Origin of the sequence: Prosthecobacter dejongeii (assembly GCF_014203045.1) — a bacterium.
Lineage (GTDB): Bacteria > Verrucomicrobiota > Verrucomicrobiia > Verrucomicrobiales > Verrucomicrobiaceae > Prosthecobacter > Prosthecobacter dejongeii.
The window spans coordinates 265,515-280,775 of record NZ_JACHIF010000009.1 but is presented as its reverse complement, the minus strand read 5'-3'; the positions used below and the strand labels follow the sequence as shown (position 1 = coordinate 280,775).

Below are 15,261 nucleotides of genomic sequence, written 5' to 3'. Positions count from 1 at the left end.
CTGCCCCGCAAAAAACGCCCCTGGATGGACGCCATCTTTAGCAAAATCGAGACTCTAACCGCACCTCTGGTCTACTCTACTGCATAGTCCGGGTTAAAGAGATCGTGAATTCACGACATAAAAAACGCCGATTGCGGAAGGCGCAATCGGCGTTGTGAAGGGGAGACGTTTTAAAACTTAGCGCCAGGAAACGATGTCGTCTTTGGTGAATTCCTGCTTGTCTGGGCCGAAGCTGTAGATGGCAGAAGAAGCGCTCAGATATTCAGGAGCTTTGCCAGAGATGATCTGGTCATTGCTGTTTTTGTCAGGGTTTTCCAGGCGATTGTCGTAGTTGGTGTCGAGCAGCACTTTGTAAGGCAGGCCCCAAGTGTCCACCAGCTGGACTGCTGCGCCATCACCGCTGCCACCACTCGGATCAATGATGCCGAACTGATTATTTTTGGCGTTAGGCAGATCAATGAATTTGATCTTGCGAGGGTTCATGTTGGTGGTGCCACCGCTGGTATCCACATTCGCCATGAGGATGTTCACCATGGTCGAAGAGGTGCCGTCTGTGAGGAATGGCTGCATGTCTGTATCACCACCTGCACCGATGTCGTTCGGATCAACCGGGAAGCGATTGTATTCCGTGCGGTAATGGCCAATGGCGACTTGGAGGTCCTTCAAAGTGGCTTTGATTTTCAGCTCTTGAGCTTTGCGCATCACAATGTTTGTGGCTGGGACCGCTAGAGAAACAAGGATGGCGATGATGACGATGACGACGAGGAGTTCGATCAACGTGAAGCCGCGACGAAGCAGAGACGAGGTGGATAGGGGGGGTATTTTCATGGGATCAAAGAGAAGAGGTTTGGGTCAGTGGCGGGCATTTGCAGTTAGGTGCAAGCACCTCCGAAAGATGATTTTATGTTAAATCAAAAAGCGAGCCTAACGTCAATACGGGATGATCAGAACGTTGACGTTTGGCAGCCTTCGGCGTGTCACGTTTGGCGTTATGCCGCATCCCTCAAAGGCCACGTCCGAGATGCCTCGCCAACTTTTCATTGTCAACTAATGCTTGCATCCTATAATCGAAAGACAATTATCGGCGCTCAGTCTCAAACAACAAAACCAAACAAGCCCCGATTATAACAACAACCTCTATGGCAAAAACAGCGAGCAAAGGCACCAAGGCAGTGAAATACGTTTATTCCTTCGGAGCAGGAAAAGCGGATGGAGATGGCTCCATGAAACCCCTGCTCGGCGGTAAAGGTGCAAACCTCGCAGAGATGAGCCGCATTGGCCTTCCAGTGCCTCCCGGATTCACGATCACGACAGAAGTCTGCACGTACTATTACGACCACAAGCGCACCTACCCGGTGGAACTGCAGAAGCAGATGGAAGCGGGTGTGGCTGCCATGGAGAAAATCATGGGTGCCAAGTTTGGTGATGCCAAAGGCATGCCACTCCTCGTCGCAGTGCGCTCTGGTGCACGTGACTCCATGCCAGGCATGATGGACACGATTTTGAACCTCGGTCTGAACGATCAAACGGTTCTCTCGCTCGCTTCCGTGACGAAGAATGAGCGCTTCGCTTGGGACTGCTATCGCCGTTTCATCCAGATGTATGGTGACGTGGTGCTGGGCGTGCAGAAGCGTGAAGGTGAAGACCATGAGCCTTTCGAGACCGTCATCGAAGAGTATAAACATAAAGTTTATCACAAGGACATCGTGGACAGCGACCTGACCGCCGCTGACCAACAGGAACTCGTCCGCCTGTTCAAAGAACTCGTCAAAGAGCGCACGGGTAAAGTGTTCCCGAACAGCCCTTGGGACCAGCTTCGCGGTGCCGCTGGCGCTGTGTTCGGTTCCTGGATGAATGACCGCGCGATCGTTTATCGCCGCAAATACGGCATCCCTGCCGAGTGGGGTACCGCCGTCAACGTGCAGGCCATGGTGTATGGTAACACAGGTGATGACTCCGGTTCCGGTGTGGCCTTCACCCGTAACCCAGCCAACGGTGCTGACGAATTCTACGGTGAGTTCCTCATCAATGCTCAGGGTGAAGACGTCGTCGCCGGCGTGCGCACTCCAGAGCCAGTGCTGAAGCTGAAGGAAGTGATGCCAAAGTCCTACGCAGAATTGCTGAAGGTCCGTGCGACCCTCGAGAAGCACTTCAAAGACGTGCAGGACGTGGAGTTCACCATCCAGCAGGGCAAGTTGTTCATGCTTCAGACCCGTAACGGCAAGCGTACCGCTGCTGCCGCTCTGAAGTTCTCCATCGACATGGTGAAGGAAAAACTCATCGATTGGGAAACCGCAGTTCTGCGTAACCCAGCCGATCAGCTGGACCAGCTTCTGGCCCCGATCTTCGACGTCGCTGACGTGAAGAAGGCCAAGGCCATCGCCACCGGTCTGCCAGCCGGCCCTGGTGCCGCCTCCGGCAAGATCTACCTCAACGCTGACCGCGCCGTCATCGCTGAGCAAAAGGGTGAAAAAGTCCTCCTTGTTCGTAACGAAACCAGCCCGGAAGATCTTCGCGGCATGATCGCTGCTGAAGGCATCCTCACCGCTCGCGGTGGTGTGTCCTCCCACGCGGCTCTCGTTGCTCGCCAGATGGGCAAAGTTTGTATCTGCGGTGCTGCTGCACTGGAGATCGACTATGATGCGAAGACCGTTACCGTTGCAGGCCAGACCTTCAGCGAAGGCGAATTCCTTTCCATTGATGGTACCAGCGGTATCGTCTATGCAGGCCAGTTGAAGACCGCCCCTTCGGAAATCATCACCGGCATGATCGGTGGCGACAAGGCCGCTCAGGCCACGGAGAAGTTCAAGAGCTTCAACCAGCTCATGAAGTGGTGCTCCCAGGCGACTCGCCTGCAGGTCCGCACAAACGCTGACAATCCCGAGCAGACCCAGAATGCGATCGCTTTCGGTGCTCAGGGCATCGGCCTCACCCGCACAGAGCACATGTTCTTTGAAGGTGACCGCATCGACGCCGTCCGTGAAATGATCTTGGCTGAAACCGTGGAAGCCCGTAAGGCTGCCCTGTCCAAGATCCTTCCTTACCAGCGTGAAGACTTCATCGGCATCTTTGAAGCTCTCAAAGGCCTGCCAGCTACCATCCGTCTGCTCGACCCACCTCTTCATGAGTTCGTTCCTCATGACGAGAAGTCCCAGGCTGACCTCGCGAAGAAGCTCGGCATCACCACGGAGAAAGTGGTCTCCCGTGTGAACGCTCTTCATGAGTTCAACCCGATGCTGGGCCACCGCGGTTGCCGTCTTGGCATCGCCTACCCAGAAATCACTGAGACCCAGGCCCGCGCCATCTTTGAAGCGGCAGCTGAAGTCCAGAAGAAGGGCATCAAGGTGAAGCCTGAAGTCATGATCCCGCTGGTCGGCTTCAAGAAGGAACTGGATCTCCAGGTCGCCATCGTTCATGACGTGGCTGCCCAGGTGCAGAAAGAGAAGAAGGTGAAGCTGAGCTACAGCGTCGGCACCATGATCGAAGTGCCACGTGGCGCTCTGACCGCCGACGAAATCGCTCACACCGCTGAGTTCTTCAGCTTTGGCACCAACGATCTTACCCAGACCGCTCTCGGCATCAGCCGTGACGACATGGGCAATTTCTTGCTTCCATACACGGAGAATGAAATCTTCAAGAAGAACCCCTTTGCTAGCCTCGACCAAACCGGCGTCGGCCAGCTCGTCAAGATCGCCATTGAGAAAGGCCGCGCCACGCGCCCAGACATCAAACTGGGCATCTGCGGTGAGCATGGTGGTGATCCGGACAGTGTGAAATTCTTCCACTCGGTCGGTCTTAGCTATGTCAGCTGCAGTCCTTTCCGTGTCCCGGTTGCTCGCCTTGCCGCTGCGCAGGCTGCGATCGAGGAAAAGCGCGCCGCCGCTAAGGCAGGTGCCCCAACGAATGTCCGTAGTGGCAGCGCTGCTGCTCCTGCGGCAAAACAAACAAACAAAGCAACCAACAACAACAAGAGGAACACTAATATGGCTAAGAAAGCTGCAAAGAAAGCCGCCGCTAAGAAGGCTGCTCCTGCGAAGAAGGCTGCCGCCCCTGCAAAGAAGGCCGCTCCTGCTAAGAAAGCTGCCCCTGCGAAGAAGGCCGCTCCAGCCAAGAAGGCTGCTGCACCAGCTAAGAAAGCTGCTGCTCCTGCCAAAAAGGCTCCAGCCAAGAAGGCCGCTAAAAAGGCTGCTAAGAAGTAATTAGGCGGGTCTCATTGGAGGCCCACATACCACGGTGAAGTGATTCGCCACTAAAAGCCCTGTGAGGTATCCCCTCACAGGGCTTTTTCATGCTCCGAATCTGTGCCTCTTTGGTCTGGCTCTGCCTCGATTGATTCGGGCCCAAATCCACCGCTCGGCGTAAAAGTGCTTCTCCGAGGACATGAGTCTTGCCACCATCTTCCCAGAAGTTTAGAGAAGCAAACCCAGTCCTCAGTCCTCCCGTTCTGGACGCATCTGAAAGATTCCATGCCGCACTTCCCCCCGGGATATCTATGGAGACACCCGGGGTTTTCGGTCGTGCGTCTTACATTTCAGGTGGCATCCAGCTTTCCAGCTTGCTGACTTCGGCTTTGGCTCGGGAACTTACGGGGATGCCCCAGGCGTCAAAGAAGGGCCCGAGATTGCGGTTTACGATCTTGGAATAACGGACGAGGAACTGGTCGCGCTTATCATCGTCGCTCTGGGGTAGAGGACCGAACTTGGCATCGGCAAAGCTGTAGAGATACCCGCGCCAGCTTTCCCAACCAAAGGCCTGGACTAACTGAATGTAAGTATGCAGAGCCAAGAAAGGATCGCTCTTCCACGTGGCCCATTTATCGGAGGCTTGTTTGATTTTAGTGAGGTTCTCTTTTCGCCTTTCCGGAGTGATGGCGGTGTGGCCGATGAGCCAGTCTTTTTTCAGCACGGCTTCATACACATACATGCCCAGCACGTTGTTGGTGACCTCGCCCGTGCCGTCAAACGTGAAGTGACCACGCTGATGGTTATGCCCGATTTCGTGATGATATCCCCAGCCTGGAAATTTGATGCGGTTGTAGGTCACCATTTCCAAAGCCTCTGGAACATGTAGCATAATGGGGTAGCCACTGTGCATGAAGCCAGCGCTGATTTGCACATCGGCTACCATGCGTTCGGGGCGTTTACGCTCAGCCGTTTGGTTGCTGATGTCATCTTGGGCCTCCACCACTTGTTTCCAAAATTGCATGAGTTGGGTCGGTGTGGTGACGGTTCGTGCGACCTCGGTAGGCACGCTGAGAATCATTTTGTCACAGGCCAGTTCGGCCCAGGGAGCAGGGCGTTTTTTGATCTCGTTGTTCCACTGAGCATCATCATCCTGGCCCAGCACAAAGAGCGGGGCTGCGATGCCGCCTTGGATGGTGACAACAAAGGATTCATCCCCGTCAGCACGGCTTGGAACCTCAATGTAAACGAGGCCTCCAAAGGCACTGGCTGTTTGGGTGGTCGGAGTATTCAGAGGGGCCGTTTTACAAATATCGGGTGCTCGCGACCAGGTGTCTAAATGATACAACGTGTCTGAATGGCAGCCGATGCGTACCGCGTAGCCTTGGTTGGCCATGGCTGCTGGGATGGTGACTTGAAGGGTCTCGCCTGCGGCCGCGTAAAGCCCTGTGCTGGTCCAGCCGGGGATGGCGGGGGCAATCTTCACCTCACGAGTGATTCTAGGCGCGTCCGCAGGGGCTTTGCCTGGAAAGGCTTCGTGGGCTGGGTGTGGAGTCGCCTTTTCCCCGGTGGCCAGGCGGAGGACACGTGTCTCCATGCCTAACCGAATGCGTGCAGAGGCATGTTGCTCTTGAGTCAGCGGTGCCGTCTTGGTGGGGATGGGGCTGTTGGCGCCCGTATTGCCCAGTGCAGCAGTGACCGCATCGCGGAGATTGCTACGATCCGGTGGCTGGGCAGCCAGGGCCACTTGAATGGCGCTGGAGGATTGTTTGACTTCTTCAGGGGTCAGGACTGCACCGCCACCGCTTTGTTTTTTCAGGGCCTGAATGGCTTCCGAGGCATTCATCAAAGACGGAAGGTCTGGCCTAGCCTGGAAAGTGCTCAGGGAGTCAAAGGCGCTCATGTCAGTGAAGGCCACGCCAGCAGGCATGAGGGCTTGATTGAGGCCATGGGAGACAGCGAGGTCTTTGCCCCCACTGGTTTGGCCAAAGGCCCAGCCAGTCATGCCGGCAATGAGGCCGCCGCCTTTTTTGATCCAGTCTGCGACGACGGCTCCCGGGGCGGGATCGGTGATGCTTTGAGCATTGAGGATGACCACATCAAAACCATTCAAAGTCTTTTCGTTGAGGTCACTGAAACTCTCCGCCTTGAATCCCCGTTGATCGAAAAATGCCACTGCGTTTACGCCTTTGAGGCCGATGCGTGGTTTGGTTTTATTCGCTGCCCAATTCACGCAATTCTCCATCAACTGAGCGTGATCGCCGCCGGCGTTGCCATCTAGGTAACTGTTGTGACCAAAGAGGATGATGCGCCCTTTGCCATAACCTGCGGCTGCGGCCACGGCCAGTTCATTGGCTTCGCGGCCGCTGGCTGCGGCCAGTAGAGGAAAGGCCATATTCCCCCAAATGGCGATGGGGCCAGGGGCTCCTGTTTTAGGCAGGCTGGTCACTCCAGCGAGGATTTTGGCTCGTTCCGCTTTGACCAATTCCGCAGGTATCTGGCCTCGGAGTTGGAGCGGGATCAATATGGCAAGGGCGAAGAAAAGAAGGCGATGTCGCATGGTGGCTGCATGAGGCGGGTTGTTGCGGCCGCATATAAAACGGCACTGGGTTCCAGTATAACGGAACCCAGTGCGGTTTATTAGAAGATGATGTGTTTTTTCTGAGGCCCGTTATTGGCCGCACCTCAGCTCAAGAGAGTGGTGGTATCCACTTCCAGTTTGGCGGTATCCTTTTGGAGTTCTTCCCAGGTCAGGCTGCCCTGTTGATAGGCGGCATTCCGGCCCAGAATGGCGGTGAGGGTGCTGCGCACGGCCAGGGGGACGGTGGCGCGGGTGATGTCCTTGTCACCGCCATGGATGGCGGCAGCAAAGCGGCTGATGTTGGTATCAGTGCCGGTTTTGTAAATGTTCGGGTTTTTACCTCCGCGCCAGAAGGTGTCCTTGCCACCACGAATCATGATGTCACCACCGAATTTGCTGAGGAAGGCCCCTTTGCTGCCGATGAGATTATTCACCATGCCGCCCGGGACGCCACCGGGATCAAACTGGCGGGAGGTGTAGGTCCACGGTACGTCCCCAGGAAATTCAAACATGAGGGCAAAGTGGTCCCAGCAGTCACCCACATCCACACGTCCTTTGCGGCCACCATGGCCTGTAACGCGCACCGGGGCGGCATTCATCAGCCGCACCATCACATCCACACTGTGAATGTTTTGCTCTACGATGATGTCGCCCGAGAGGGCTTTGTCGAAGACCCAGTTACGCAGACGTGCGCCGGGCGCGCCATCCTCAGCCTGGCGGGCGAGACGGCCCATGTGGTGAAAGCCTTCGCCAAACATCAGATCTCCCAGGGCACCCTCATTCACGCGCTTGATGCCTTCGACGTAGAGGTCATCCCCTTGAGTCTGAAAATCCACCATGAAGGTGAGACCCTTTGTCTCCGCCAACTTGGCGGTTTCTTCGAAAGTGCGGATGCCTGGCACATCAATGGCGATGGGTTTGGCCACAAACACGTGCTTGCCAGCATCCACCGCAGCAGCGGCCTGCTCATTGTGGAAGTAGGATGGGCTCACGACATGCACGGCATCCACCGCACCGCTGGCCAGCATCTGCTTGTAGGCATCCAGGCCCACAAAACGTTTGTCCTTCGGCACTTGGTAAAGGTCGCCAAAAGCATCCAGCTTGTCTTGAAAGGCATCCGCAGCCGCTGCGATTTCATACCCACCATTCGCCACAAACTGTTCGGTAGTGAAGGTGCCGCGACCACCGCAGCCGATGACGCCGAGACGTATTTTTGCATTGGCTTGTGAACCAAAGGCGACGCGTGAATTGGTGATGAGAAGACCGGCCGCAGCGGCACGGGCGATGAACTGACGGCGTGAGGTTGAGTGGGGGATCATGATCAGGTTGGGCTAAGTCTAACGATAAATAACGACCAGAAAAACCAGGGCATCGCCCGGGCCTGCATTGACGATGGCATGGGGTACATCGGCTGGGTACGTGCCCGAGTCGCCTTTGCCCAGATCTTCGGTGGCACCGTCGGATTCCAGCCGCACGAGGCCTTCTTCCACAGTCAAAAATTCGCGCGTGCCTTCGAAGTGGGGCTGGCTGCGCAGGACCCCTCCTGGGCGCAAAGTGACTTCATAAAATTCGACGTCCTTTTCCAGATTCAGCGGGGAGAGGGTGCGGATCTCACACTGCTTGTCTGAGCGGAATACTTGGGCGCGATCTCGGCTGCGGATCACTTGGATCTTTGGGGCGGCTTCTTCCACGCTGCCGATGAGGTCTTGCAAAGTCATGCCAAAGGCCCGGGCGATACGAAAGGTGACTGTCAGGGTAGGATTCGCGCGTTCGCGTTCGATCTCGCTGAGCATGGACCGACTCACACCACTGGTCTGGGCCAACTCCTCTAAAGACCAGCCGCGGTCCGTGCGCAGTTTTTTCACCCGTCTGCCGACAAACTCTCCGATGGCCTCCGGGGGCATCTCGTGCGCGGGCGGTGTTTTGCGGACAGATTTCTTTGCAGCCATGAGATGTCAGTATCTAGGATAATCGTCCTGTAAAGTGGATGTTTTGTGCAGCCTGGGCTTGGAGAATTGCTGAATCCCATGCACCCCCTTGCCAGTGTCCAAACCCTGCCTATTTTCCGCCATGCCTACCTGGACTCCTCCAACCTCCGTGAACCTTGTGGACCTTGGCTTCATGGATGCTCGCTCCAAGCTCATTGACCTCGCTGCCTTTCTGGACCGCGTCCAGCGTGGCGGGCAGGAGGGGGACTTCCGTGTTCAGGCCTTGAAGAATGCCATCGCGCAACTCTCGCTCAATTCACCCACTCGGGCGCAGGAGATCCTGCTCAGCTTTAGTGATCCGAGTTCGGAGCCCATCGAAAAAGCCACCATGCAGGGGGCTATCGGTGCGTTTAAAGCGCAAGGCTAAACCCGGGCGGGGCCATCCTTTACCTCACTTTCTCCAATGCAATACATTGAACCTCACGGTCACATGGTCAGCCGCACCACGGATGATTATGAGCGCATGGCCATCGCGGGTTGCCAAGCCATCTGTGAGCCAGCCTTTTGGGCCGGATTTGACCGCGCCTCGGCGGATGGATTTTACGATTACTTCCGCCAGATCACAGAGTATGAGCCGAAGCGCGCGGCCAGATTTGGCATCCAGCATTACTGCTGGCTGTGCATCAATCCGAAAGAGGCGGAAGACACAAAATTGGCTGAAGAGGTCATCGCCCTGATTCCACAATTTTTAGATAAGCCTGGCGTGCTCGGGATTGGCGAGATCGGCCTGAATAAAAACAGCCGCAATGAGCTGCGGATCTTTGAGCAGCATGTGCAGGTGGCGCAGGATCATGATCAACTGGTGCTCATCCACACCCCGCATTTGGAGGACAAGCTCAAGGGCACCCGCCTCATTGTGGATGCGCTGAAAAACTTCCCGAAGATCAACCCTGAGCGAGTGATCATTGACCATGTGGAAGAGCACACGATTGATCATGTGCTGGACCATGGTTTCTGGGCCGGCATCACGCTTTACCCAGAGAGTAAATGCACCCCGCACCGCGCCATTGATATGCTGGAACAGCGGCAGGCAGAACGCATCTGGATGAACAGCGCCTGCGACTGGGGTATCAGTGATCCCCTAGCCGTCCCCAAGACCATGCAGGCCATGCGCCAGCGCGGCTGGACGGCGGAGATGATCCAGCGCGTGGCTCTGGAAAATCCGAAAGCCTTCATGGGCCAGTGCGCCAAGTTTAAGCTGTAAGGCGGGGTTGACTGTTCAAACGATTAAGGTCAGTTACGCAGCCATCCTGTGAACCCCTCCCTCAACGAAGCCGACTCTCCTTTCGATCTCGCCCTGCGTCCGGGTGATTTCGATGAATTCCACGGCCAGACCAAGGTGAAGGAAAACCTCCTGGTCATGGTGGAGGCGGCCAAGATGCGCAATGAACCTCTGGACCACGCCTTGCTTTGTGGCCCGCCAGGCCTGGGCAAAACCACGCTGGCCAATCTCATTGCCAGTGCCGTGGGCTCCCGACTGCACACCACCAGCGGGCCACAGATCGAGCGGGCAGGGGACCTCGCGGGTATCCTCACGAATCTTCAGGAGCGGGACATCCTCTTCATTGATGAGATCCACCGCCTGCATCCTAGCATCGAAGAATACCTATATCCAGCCATCGAGGACTTTCGGCTGGATATCATCATTGACCAGGGGCCGAAGGCCCGCACCATCCGCATTGACCTGCCTCCTTTCACTCTTGTGGGGGCGACCACGCGGGCTGGTATGCTGACCGCGCCCATGCGCAGCCGTTTTGGTATCCCGAATCGGCTGGATTATTACACCACGGAGGAACTGCAGCACATTCTCCTGCGCAGCGCCCGCCTGATGAAAGTGGAGATGGATGCTGCGGGGGCTTCTGAAATCGCCCGTCGGTCCCGTGGCACACCGCGTATCGCCAACCACCTGCTGCGCTGGGTGCGTGACTATGCCCAGGTGAAATCTCAGGGCATGATCAATGAGGCCGTCGCCAGCCAGGCGCTGACCATGCGGGACATTGATGAGACGGGCCTGGACGAAATGGACAAACGTTTCCTGGAGGCTCTCATCCACAAATTTGAAGGTGGGCCCGTGGGGCTGAATAGCATCGCCGTCTCCGTCAGTGAAGATGCATCCACCCTGGAAGATGTGCATGAGCCCTACCTGGTCATGCAGGGTTTCGTGAAGCGCACCCCACGGGGTCGCGTGGCCATGCCTGCCGCCTATCGCAAACTGGGGCTGATCCCGCCCTTGAGTGGGCAGTCTGAGTTATTTTGAGTGGAGCTTCAAAATCATTTTTCTGTTCTTCCTACACAATTGGAGGTGGTCATTCCTATTTACCCACTCGTGGGACGATTTATGATTTGGCGAATGCTGGCATCTTCCGTGCTGATTGCACGCTATGGTCTCTCCCATCCAAGAGTATCTAAAGACACTCCATGCCCGCTACGCGTCTGTGATGGACGGTCATGTCGCGGATTACATCCCTGAACTATCCAAGGCGGATCCCCGGCTCTTTGGCATCTGCATCGCCACCCGCGATGGCCATGTTTACGAAGTCGGGGATACGCGTCACAGTTTCACCATCCAGTCAGTGTCCAAGGCCCTGGCCTATGGATTGGCCCTGGAAGACCGGGGTGAAGAGCACGTGCTTTCACGCATCGGGGTGGAGCCCTCGGGTGAAGCTTTTAATGCCATCAGCCTCAAAGAGGGGACGGGAGCGCCATTTAACCCGATGATCAATGCCGGGGCCATAGCCACTTGTGGTCAGGTCTTGCCCAAGGATGAACACTCTCGGATCGAGCGTATCCTGGCCTATCTAGGTGGGTTTGCAGGACGGACGTTGGACATTGATCAGGCGATCTACCAAAGCGAAAGCGAGACGGGGCATCGCAATCGAGCCATCGGGTGGTTACTGCGTAATTTTGGCATCATTGATGAAGATCCCCATGAGACACTGGAGACCTATTTCCAACAATGTTCCATCCGAGTGACCTGTCGGGATTTGGCCATCATGGGGGCGACTTTGGCGAATCAAGGGATCAACCCCATCACACAAAAACGTGCCATCGCAGCCGAGTATGTGGACAATGTGCTGGGGGTGATGGCCACCTGCGGGATGTATGACTGGTCGGGCGAATGGATTTACCGAGTTGGGCTACCGGCTAAGAGTGGGGTGGGCGGCGGGATCTTAGCCGTGCTGCCGGGGCAGCTTGGCATTGGGGTCTTTTCCCCACCGCTGGACTCCCAGGGAAATAGCCTCCGGGGCATACGCGTCTGCACGGATCTTTCGCGGGAACTGGCTCTGCACATGCTGAATCCAGCCGCGACGCCGCGCACGGCGGTGCGACTGGCCTACCATGGCGGGGAGGTGATGGCGCGGCGGCGGTTGCCCCCTTCGGCGCGGGAGACGCTGCGGCGTTGCGGCTCGCGCATCCAAATTTTAGCGCTTCAGGGCGGGCTTATTTTTACCACCTTTGAGCCCGTGCTGAGGCGGGCCATGCAGCTTTCGGATGCGGGCTGTTTGCACCTCATTTTAGATCTACGCGCCGTGGTGAGTGCCGATGCCGTGAGCCTGCGGCTGATGGAGGAGCTGCGCTCTCGGCTCACCCAGCTCGGTGTGCGGATGGTCTATTGCCAACCGGGACGCCTGTGCCAGCCGTTGATGGAAATGGGGGTGCCTGCCAGTGCCCTGTTTGCGACGGAAGATGCGGCTTTGGAGGCCAGTGAAGATTCTCTTTTGCTGGAGGTGACCGGGGCGACCTGGCGCCCCTCAGGCTCATTGCCTTTGGAGGAATGCGCCCTCTTCCGCAGTTGCACTGCGGAAGACATGATCCTGCTGAGAAATGAACTGTCCACACGCAAGTATGAGATGGGAGATACCCTCATCCATGCCGGAGAAAGCGCGGATGAGATGCTGGTGGTGCTCTCTGGCAATGTGGAGGTGCAGATCCGTGGAGAGGGCCAGAACCGTCAGCGTATTGATGTGCTGACGGCTGGAATGACTGTGGGGGAGATGGCCTTTTTGGATGGTTCTCCACGCTCTGCCGATGTGGTGGCGATGGACCAGGTGAAGTGCTTGGTCATCCCCCGAGCTTGGTTTGCAGCGCTTACGGAGACGCATCCAGCCTTGAAGATCTCTCTGTTGCATGAGTTGACGCGAGAGATCTCGGCCAGGTTACGTCAAGCCAATATCGAGGTCGGGGCGCTGCAACGTGCCTAGACCGACCTAACAAAAAAGGCTCTCGTCACGCATGACGAGAGCCTTTGAATGAAACGGTGGCCTTGAGCCTGGAGAAATTATTTCTTTTTCGCGGCCTTCTTTGCGGCGGCTTTTTTGGCTGGAGCCTTCTTCGCAGCGACTTTTTTAACGGGGGCCTTTTTGGCCTTTGGCTTTTTCACACGCGGTGTCGGCTCACCCACAGGGGCTGTGTCCTGCCAGTCCAGTTTAGGTGCATCGCCCCACAGCTCTTCCAAGACGTAATACTCGCGCTTTTCAGGAGACTGGACGTGGACGAGGACGTTGGGATAATTCAGGATCAACCACTGGCTCTCATAGGTGCCATCGCTGATGATCGGGCGCTGACCGTGAGTGTCGCGGAGTTCATCCACAATGTTATCCCGTACGGCGCGCAGTTGGGGGTTGGAGCTGGCGGTGGCAATGACAAAAAAGTCCGTCACAGGCGACAGGCCGCGCAGGTCCAGCAGCACGATGTTTTCAGCCTTCTTCTCGTCGGCATACTTGGCGCACAGGCGCGCGATCTCGATAGATTCCATGGTTGTTAGTTTAGCAATGGACTCTGAACTCCATTTTTAGGGAGAAAGCAAGCCCGCAGGACGTGGGAAGGGTGGAGATTGTTCAATCCCTCTTGACGAGGAGAGGAGGCTTCCTTACCTCGAAGGCCATTCTCATGACCCGTTTTCGTCCCTGCATTGATCTCCATGATGGCCAAGTGAAGCAAATCGTGGGCTCTAGCCTTAGCGATTCTGGAGGTGGATTGAAAACGAATTTTGTGAGTGATCGTGACCCCGTTTGGTATGCCCAGAGGTATCGGGAGGATGGGTTGACGGGAGGCCATGTCATTCTGCTGGGGCCAGGCAATGAAGCGGCGGCTAAGTCTGCGCTGGCGGCCTATCCACAAGGATTGCAAGTGGGCGGTGGCATCCGCCCCTGCAATGCGGCGGAGTATCTGGAGGCTGGAGCCAGCCAGGTCATCGTCACTAGCTACCTGTTTGAAACGGACGGTACCTTTTCAGAAACCCGACTGCAAAAGATGGTGGCTGCAGCAGGCAAAGAGCGGCTGGTGATTGACCTGAGCTGCAAGGCCACGGCCACAGGCTGGACGGTGGCGATGAATCGCTGGCAGACGCTGACCGACCTACACGTCACGCCAGAAACGCTGAAACAACTCGCCGGCTGCTGCGCGGAGTTTCTCATCCACGCCGTGGATGTGGAAGGCAAGTGCGAGGGCATGGATGAGGCCCTCGTGGCTTTCTTGGGCCAGCATAGTCCCATCCCCATGACCTACGCGGGGGGCATCCGGCATTTGCAGGATTTGCAGCGGCTGGATGTGCTGAGCCATGGGCGGGTGGATGGCACCATCGGCAGTGCCTTGGACATGTTTGGCGGGCAGGGCGCACGGTATGAAGACTGCGTGGCCTTCAATCGTCGTTAAACTTGCCTTTGAGCTGCGTACAACTTCACTCTCCTTCTTCCATTCATGAAAATCATTCGTTACTCTGATCCCTCCGGCCATATCGCCTACGCTGCCCAACAAACCGATGGTTCGGCCCGTGTCATCGAGGGAGATATCCTGGGAGACTTTCACGTGACGGAAACCGTGGCGGATGTGGCCAAGGTGCTGGCTCCCGTGCAGCCGACGGCCATTCTTTGCATCGGCCTGAACTACAAATTCCATGCGGAAGAAAGCGGCGCGGCGATTCCGGAGAATCCGGTCCTCTTCATCAAAAGCCCAGGAGCCGTGCAAAATCCAGGAGATGCCATCGAGCTGCCGCGCACCCTGCGCAGTGACAGCGTGGACTACGAGTGCGAGCTGGCCATCGTCATCGGCAAAGCAGCGAAAAACGTTCGCAAAGAAAACGCTCTGGAGTACGTGCTGGGCTACACCTGCGCCAATGATGTGAGCGCGCGGGATTGGCAGAAAAATGGTGGTGGCGGCCAGTGGTGCCGTGGCAAAACCTTTGACACCTTTTGCCCTCTTGGTCCCGTCTTGGTGACTCGCGATGAGATCGCTAACCCCAATGCTTTGGGTATCAAAACGATCCTCAATGGTGAGGCCGTGCAGGACTGGAACACCAATGACATGATCTTTGATGTGCCGACCATCATCTCATTCCTCAGTGCCAGCACGACGCTGCTGCCCGGGACGGTGATTCTCACTGGCACCCCGCACGGGGTGGGCATGGCGCGTCAGCCCGCTCTTTGGCTGAAGGCCGGCGACAGCGTCACGATTGAGATCGAAGGCATCGGCTCCCTCACAAATCCGGTTATCGAAGAACCCATCTAAGAGC

12 protein-coding genes are annotated in these 15,261 nt (G+C 56.7%); 7 read left to right on the top strand and 5 right to left on the bottom strand.

Features of this window, described 5'->3' with window-relative positions:
• Positions 1-177 precede the first annotated feature (177 nt).
• Positions 178-828 carry a type II secretion system protein gene (locus HNQ64_RS19370; RefSeq protein WP_184211774.1) on the bottom strand — a complete coding sequence of 217 codons (651 nt, stop codon included), beginning with the start codon at positions 826-828 and terminating at the stop codon, positions 178-180.
• A gap of 311 nt (positions 829-1,139) precedes the next feature.
• Between HNQ64_RS19370 and ppdK the strand changes: the two genes are divergently transcribed.
• Positions 1,140-4,199 carry a pyruvate, phosphate dikinase gene (gene ppdK, locus HNQ64_RS19365; protein WP_184211772.1) on the top strand — a complete coding sequence of 1,020 codons (3,060 nt, stop codon included), beginning with the start codon at positions 1,140-1,142 and terminating at the stop codon, positions 4,197-4,199.
• A 325-nt stretch (positions 4,200-4,524) separates the two neighbouring features.
• Here ppdK and HNQ64_RS19360 read toward each other — a convergent pair whose 3' ends face one another.
• The 3 genes from HNQ64_RS19360 to HNQ64_RS19350 all read right to left on the bottom strand — a co-directional run bounded on the left by HNQ64_RS19360 (position 4,525) and on the right by HNQ64_RS19350 (position 8,711).
• The gene (locus HNQ64_RS19360; protein WP_184211770.1) at positions 4,525-6,741 is read right to left on the bottom strand and encodes a M60 family metallopeptidase; all 2,217 of its coding nucleotides are present in this window, start codon (positions 6,739-6,741) and stop codon (positions 4,525-4,527) included.
• Positions 6,742-6,866: 125 nt separating this feature from the next.
• Positions 6,867-8,081 (bottom strand): Gfo/Idh/MocA family protein, encoded by a 1,215-nt coding sequence (locus HNQ64_RS19355; RefSeq protein WP_184211768.1) that lies wholly within the window; start codon positions 8,079-8,081, stop codon positions 6,867-6,869.
• Between the two features lie 18 nt (positions 8,082-8,099).
• Complete coding sequence (locus tag HNQ64_RS19350) at positions 8,100-8,711, bottom strand: helix-turn-helix domain-containing protein (protein ID WP_184211766.1); 612 nt, start codon at positions 8,709-8,711, stop codon at positions 8,100-8,102.
• 121 nt (positions 8,712-8,832) lie between these two features.
• Between HNQ64_RS19350 and HNQ64_RS19345 the strand changes: the two genes are divergently transcribed.
• The 4 genes from HNQ64_RS19345 to glsA all read left to right on the top strand — a co-directional run bounded on the left by HNQ64_RS19345 (position 8,833) and on the right by glsA (position 12,952).
• Positions 8,833-9,117, top strand: a complete 285-nt coding sequence (locus HNQ64_RS19345; RefSeq protein WP_184211764.1) for a hypothetical protein — start codon at positions 8,833-8,835, stop codon at positions 9,115-9,117.
• 36 nt (positions 9,118-9,153) lie between these two features.
• The gene (locus HNQ64_RS19340; protein WP_184211762.1) at positions 9,154-9,954 is read left to right on the top strand and encodes a TatD family hydrolase; all 801 of its coding nucleotides are present in this window, start codon (positions 9,154-9,156) and stop codon (positions 9,952-9,954) included.
• Positions 9,955-10,002: 48 nt separating this feature from the next.
• Positions 10,003-11,007, top strand: coding sequence for a Holliday junction branch migration DNA helicase RuvB (ruvB, locus tag HNQ64_RS19335; RefSeq protein ID WP_184211760.1), 1,005 nt, complete (start codon positions 10,003-10,005; stop codon positions 11,005-11,007).
• Positions 11,008-11,131: 124 nt separating this feature from the next.
• Positions 11,132-12,952, top strand: coding sequence for a glutaminase A (gene glsA, locus HNQ64_RS19330; protein WP_184211757.1), 1,821 nt, complete (start codon positions 11,132-11,134; stop codon positions 12,950-12,952).
• 77 nt (positions 12,953-13,029) lie between these two features.
• Here the strand turns inward: glsA and rsfS are convergent, their stop codons facing one another.
• A complete protein-coding gene (rsfS, locus tag HNQ64_RS19325) occupies positions 13,030-13,506 on the bottom strand; it encodes a ribosome silencing factor (protein WP_184211755.1) in 477 nt (158 codons plus the stop codon).
• 134 nt (positions 13,507-13,640) lie between these two features.
• Here rsfS and hisA point away from each other — a divergent pair, with 134 nt between their 5' ends.
• Positions 13,641-14,405: a phosphoribosylformimino-5-aminoimidazole carboxamide ribotide isomerase gene (hisA, locus tag HNQ64_RS19320; RefSeq protein WP_184211753.1), complete on the top strand. Its 765-nt coding sequence runs from the start codon at positions 13,641-13,643 to the stop codon at positions 14,403-14,405.
• Between the two features lie 45 nt (positions 14,406-14,450).
• Positions 14,451-15,257, top strand: a complete 807-nt coding sequence (locus tag HNQ64_RS19315; protein ID WP_184211751.1) for a fumarylacetoacetate hydrolase family protein — start codon at positions 14,451-14,453, stop codon at positions 15,255-15,257.
• Positions 15,258-15,261 lie beyond the last annotated feature (4 nt).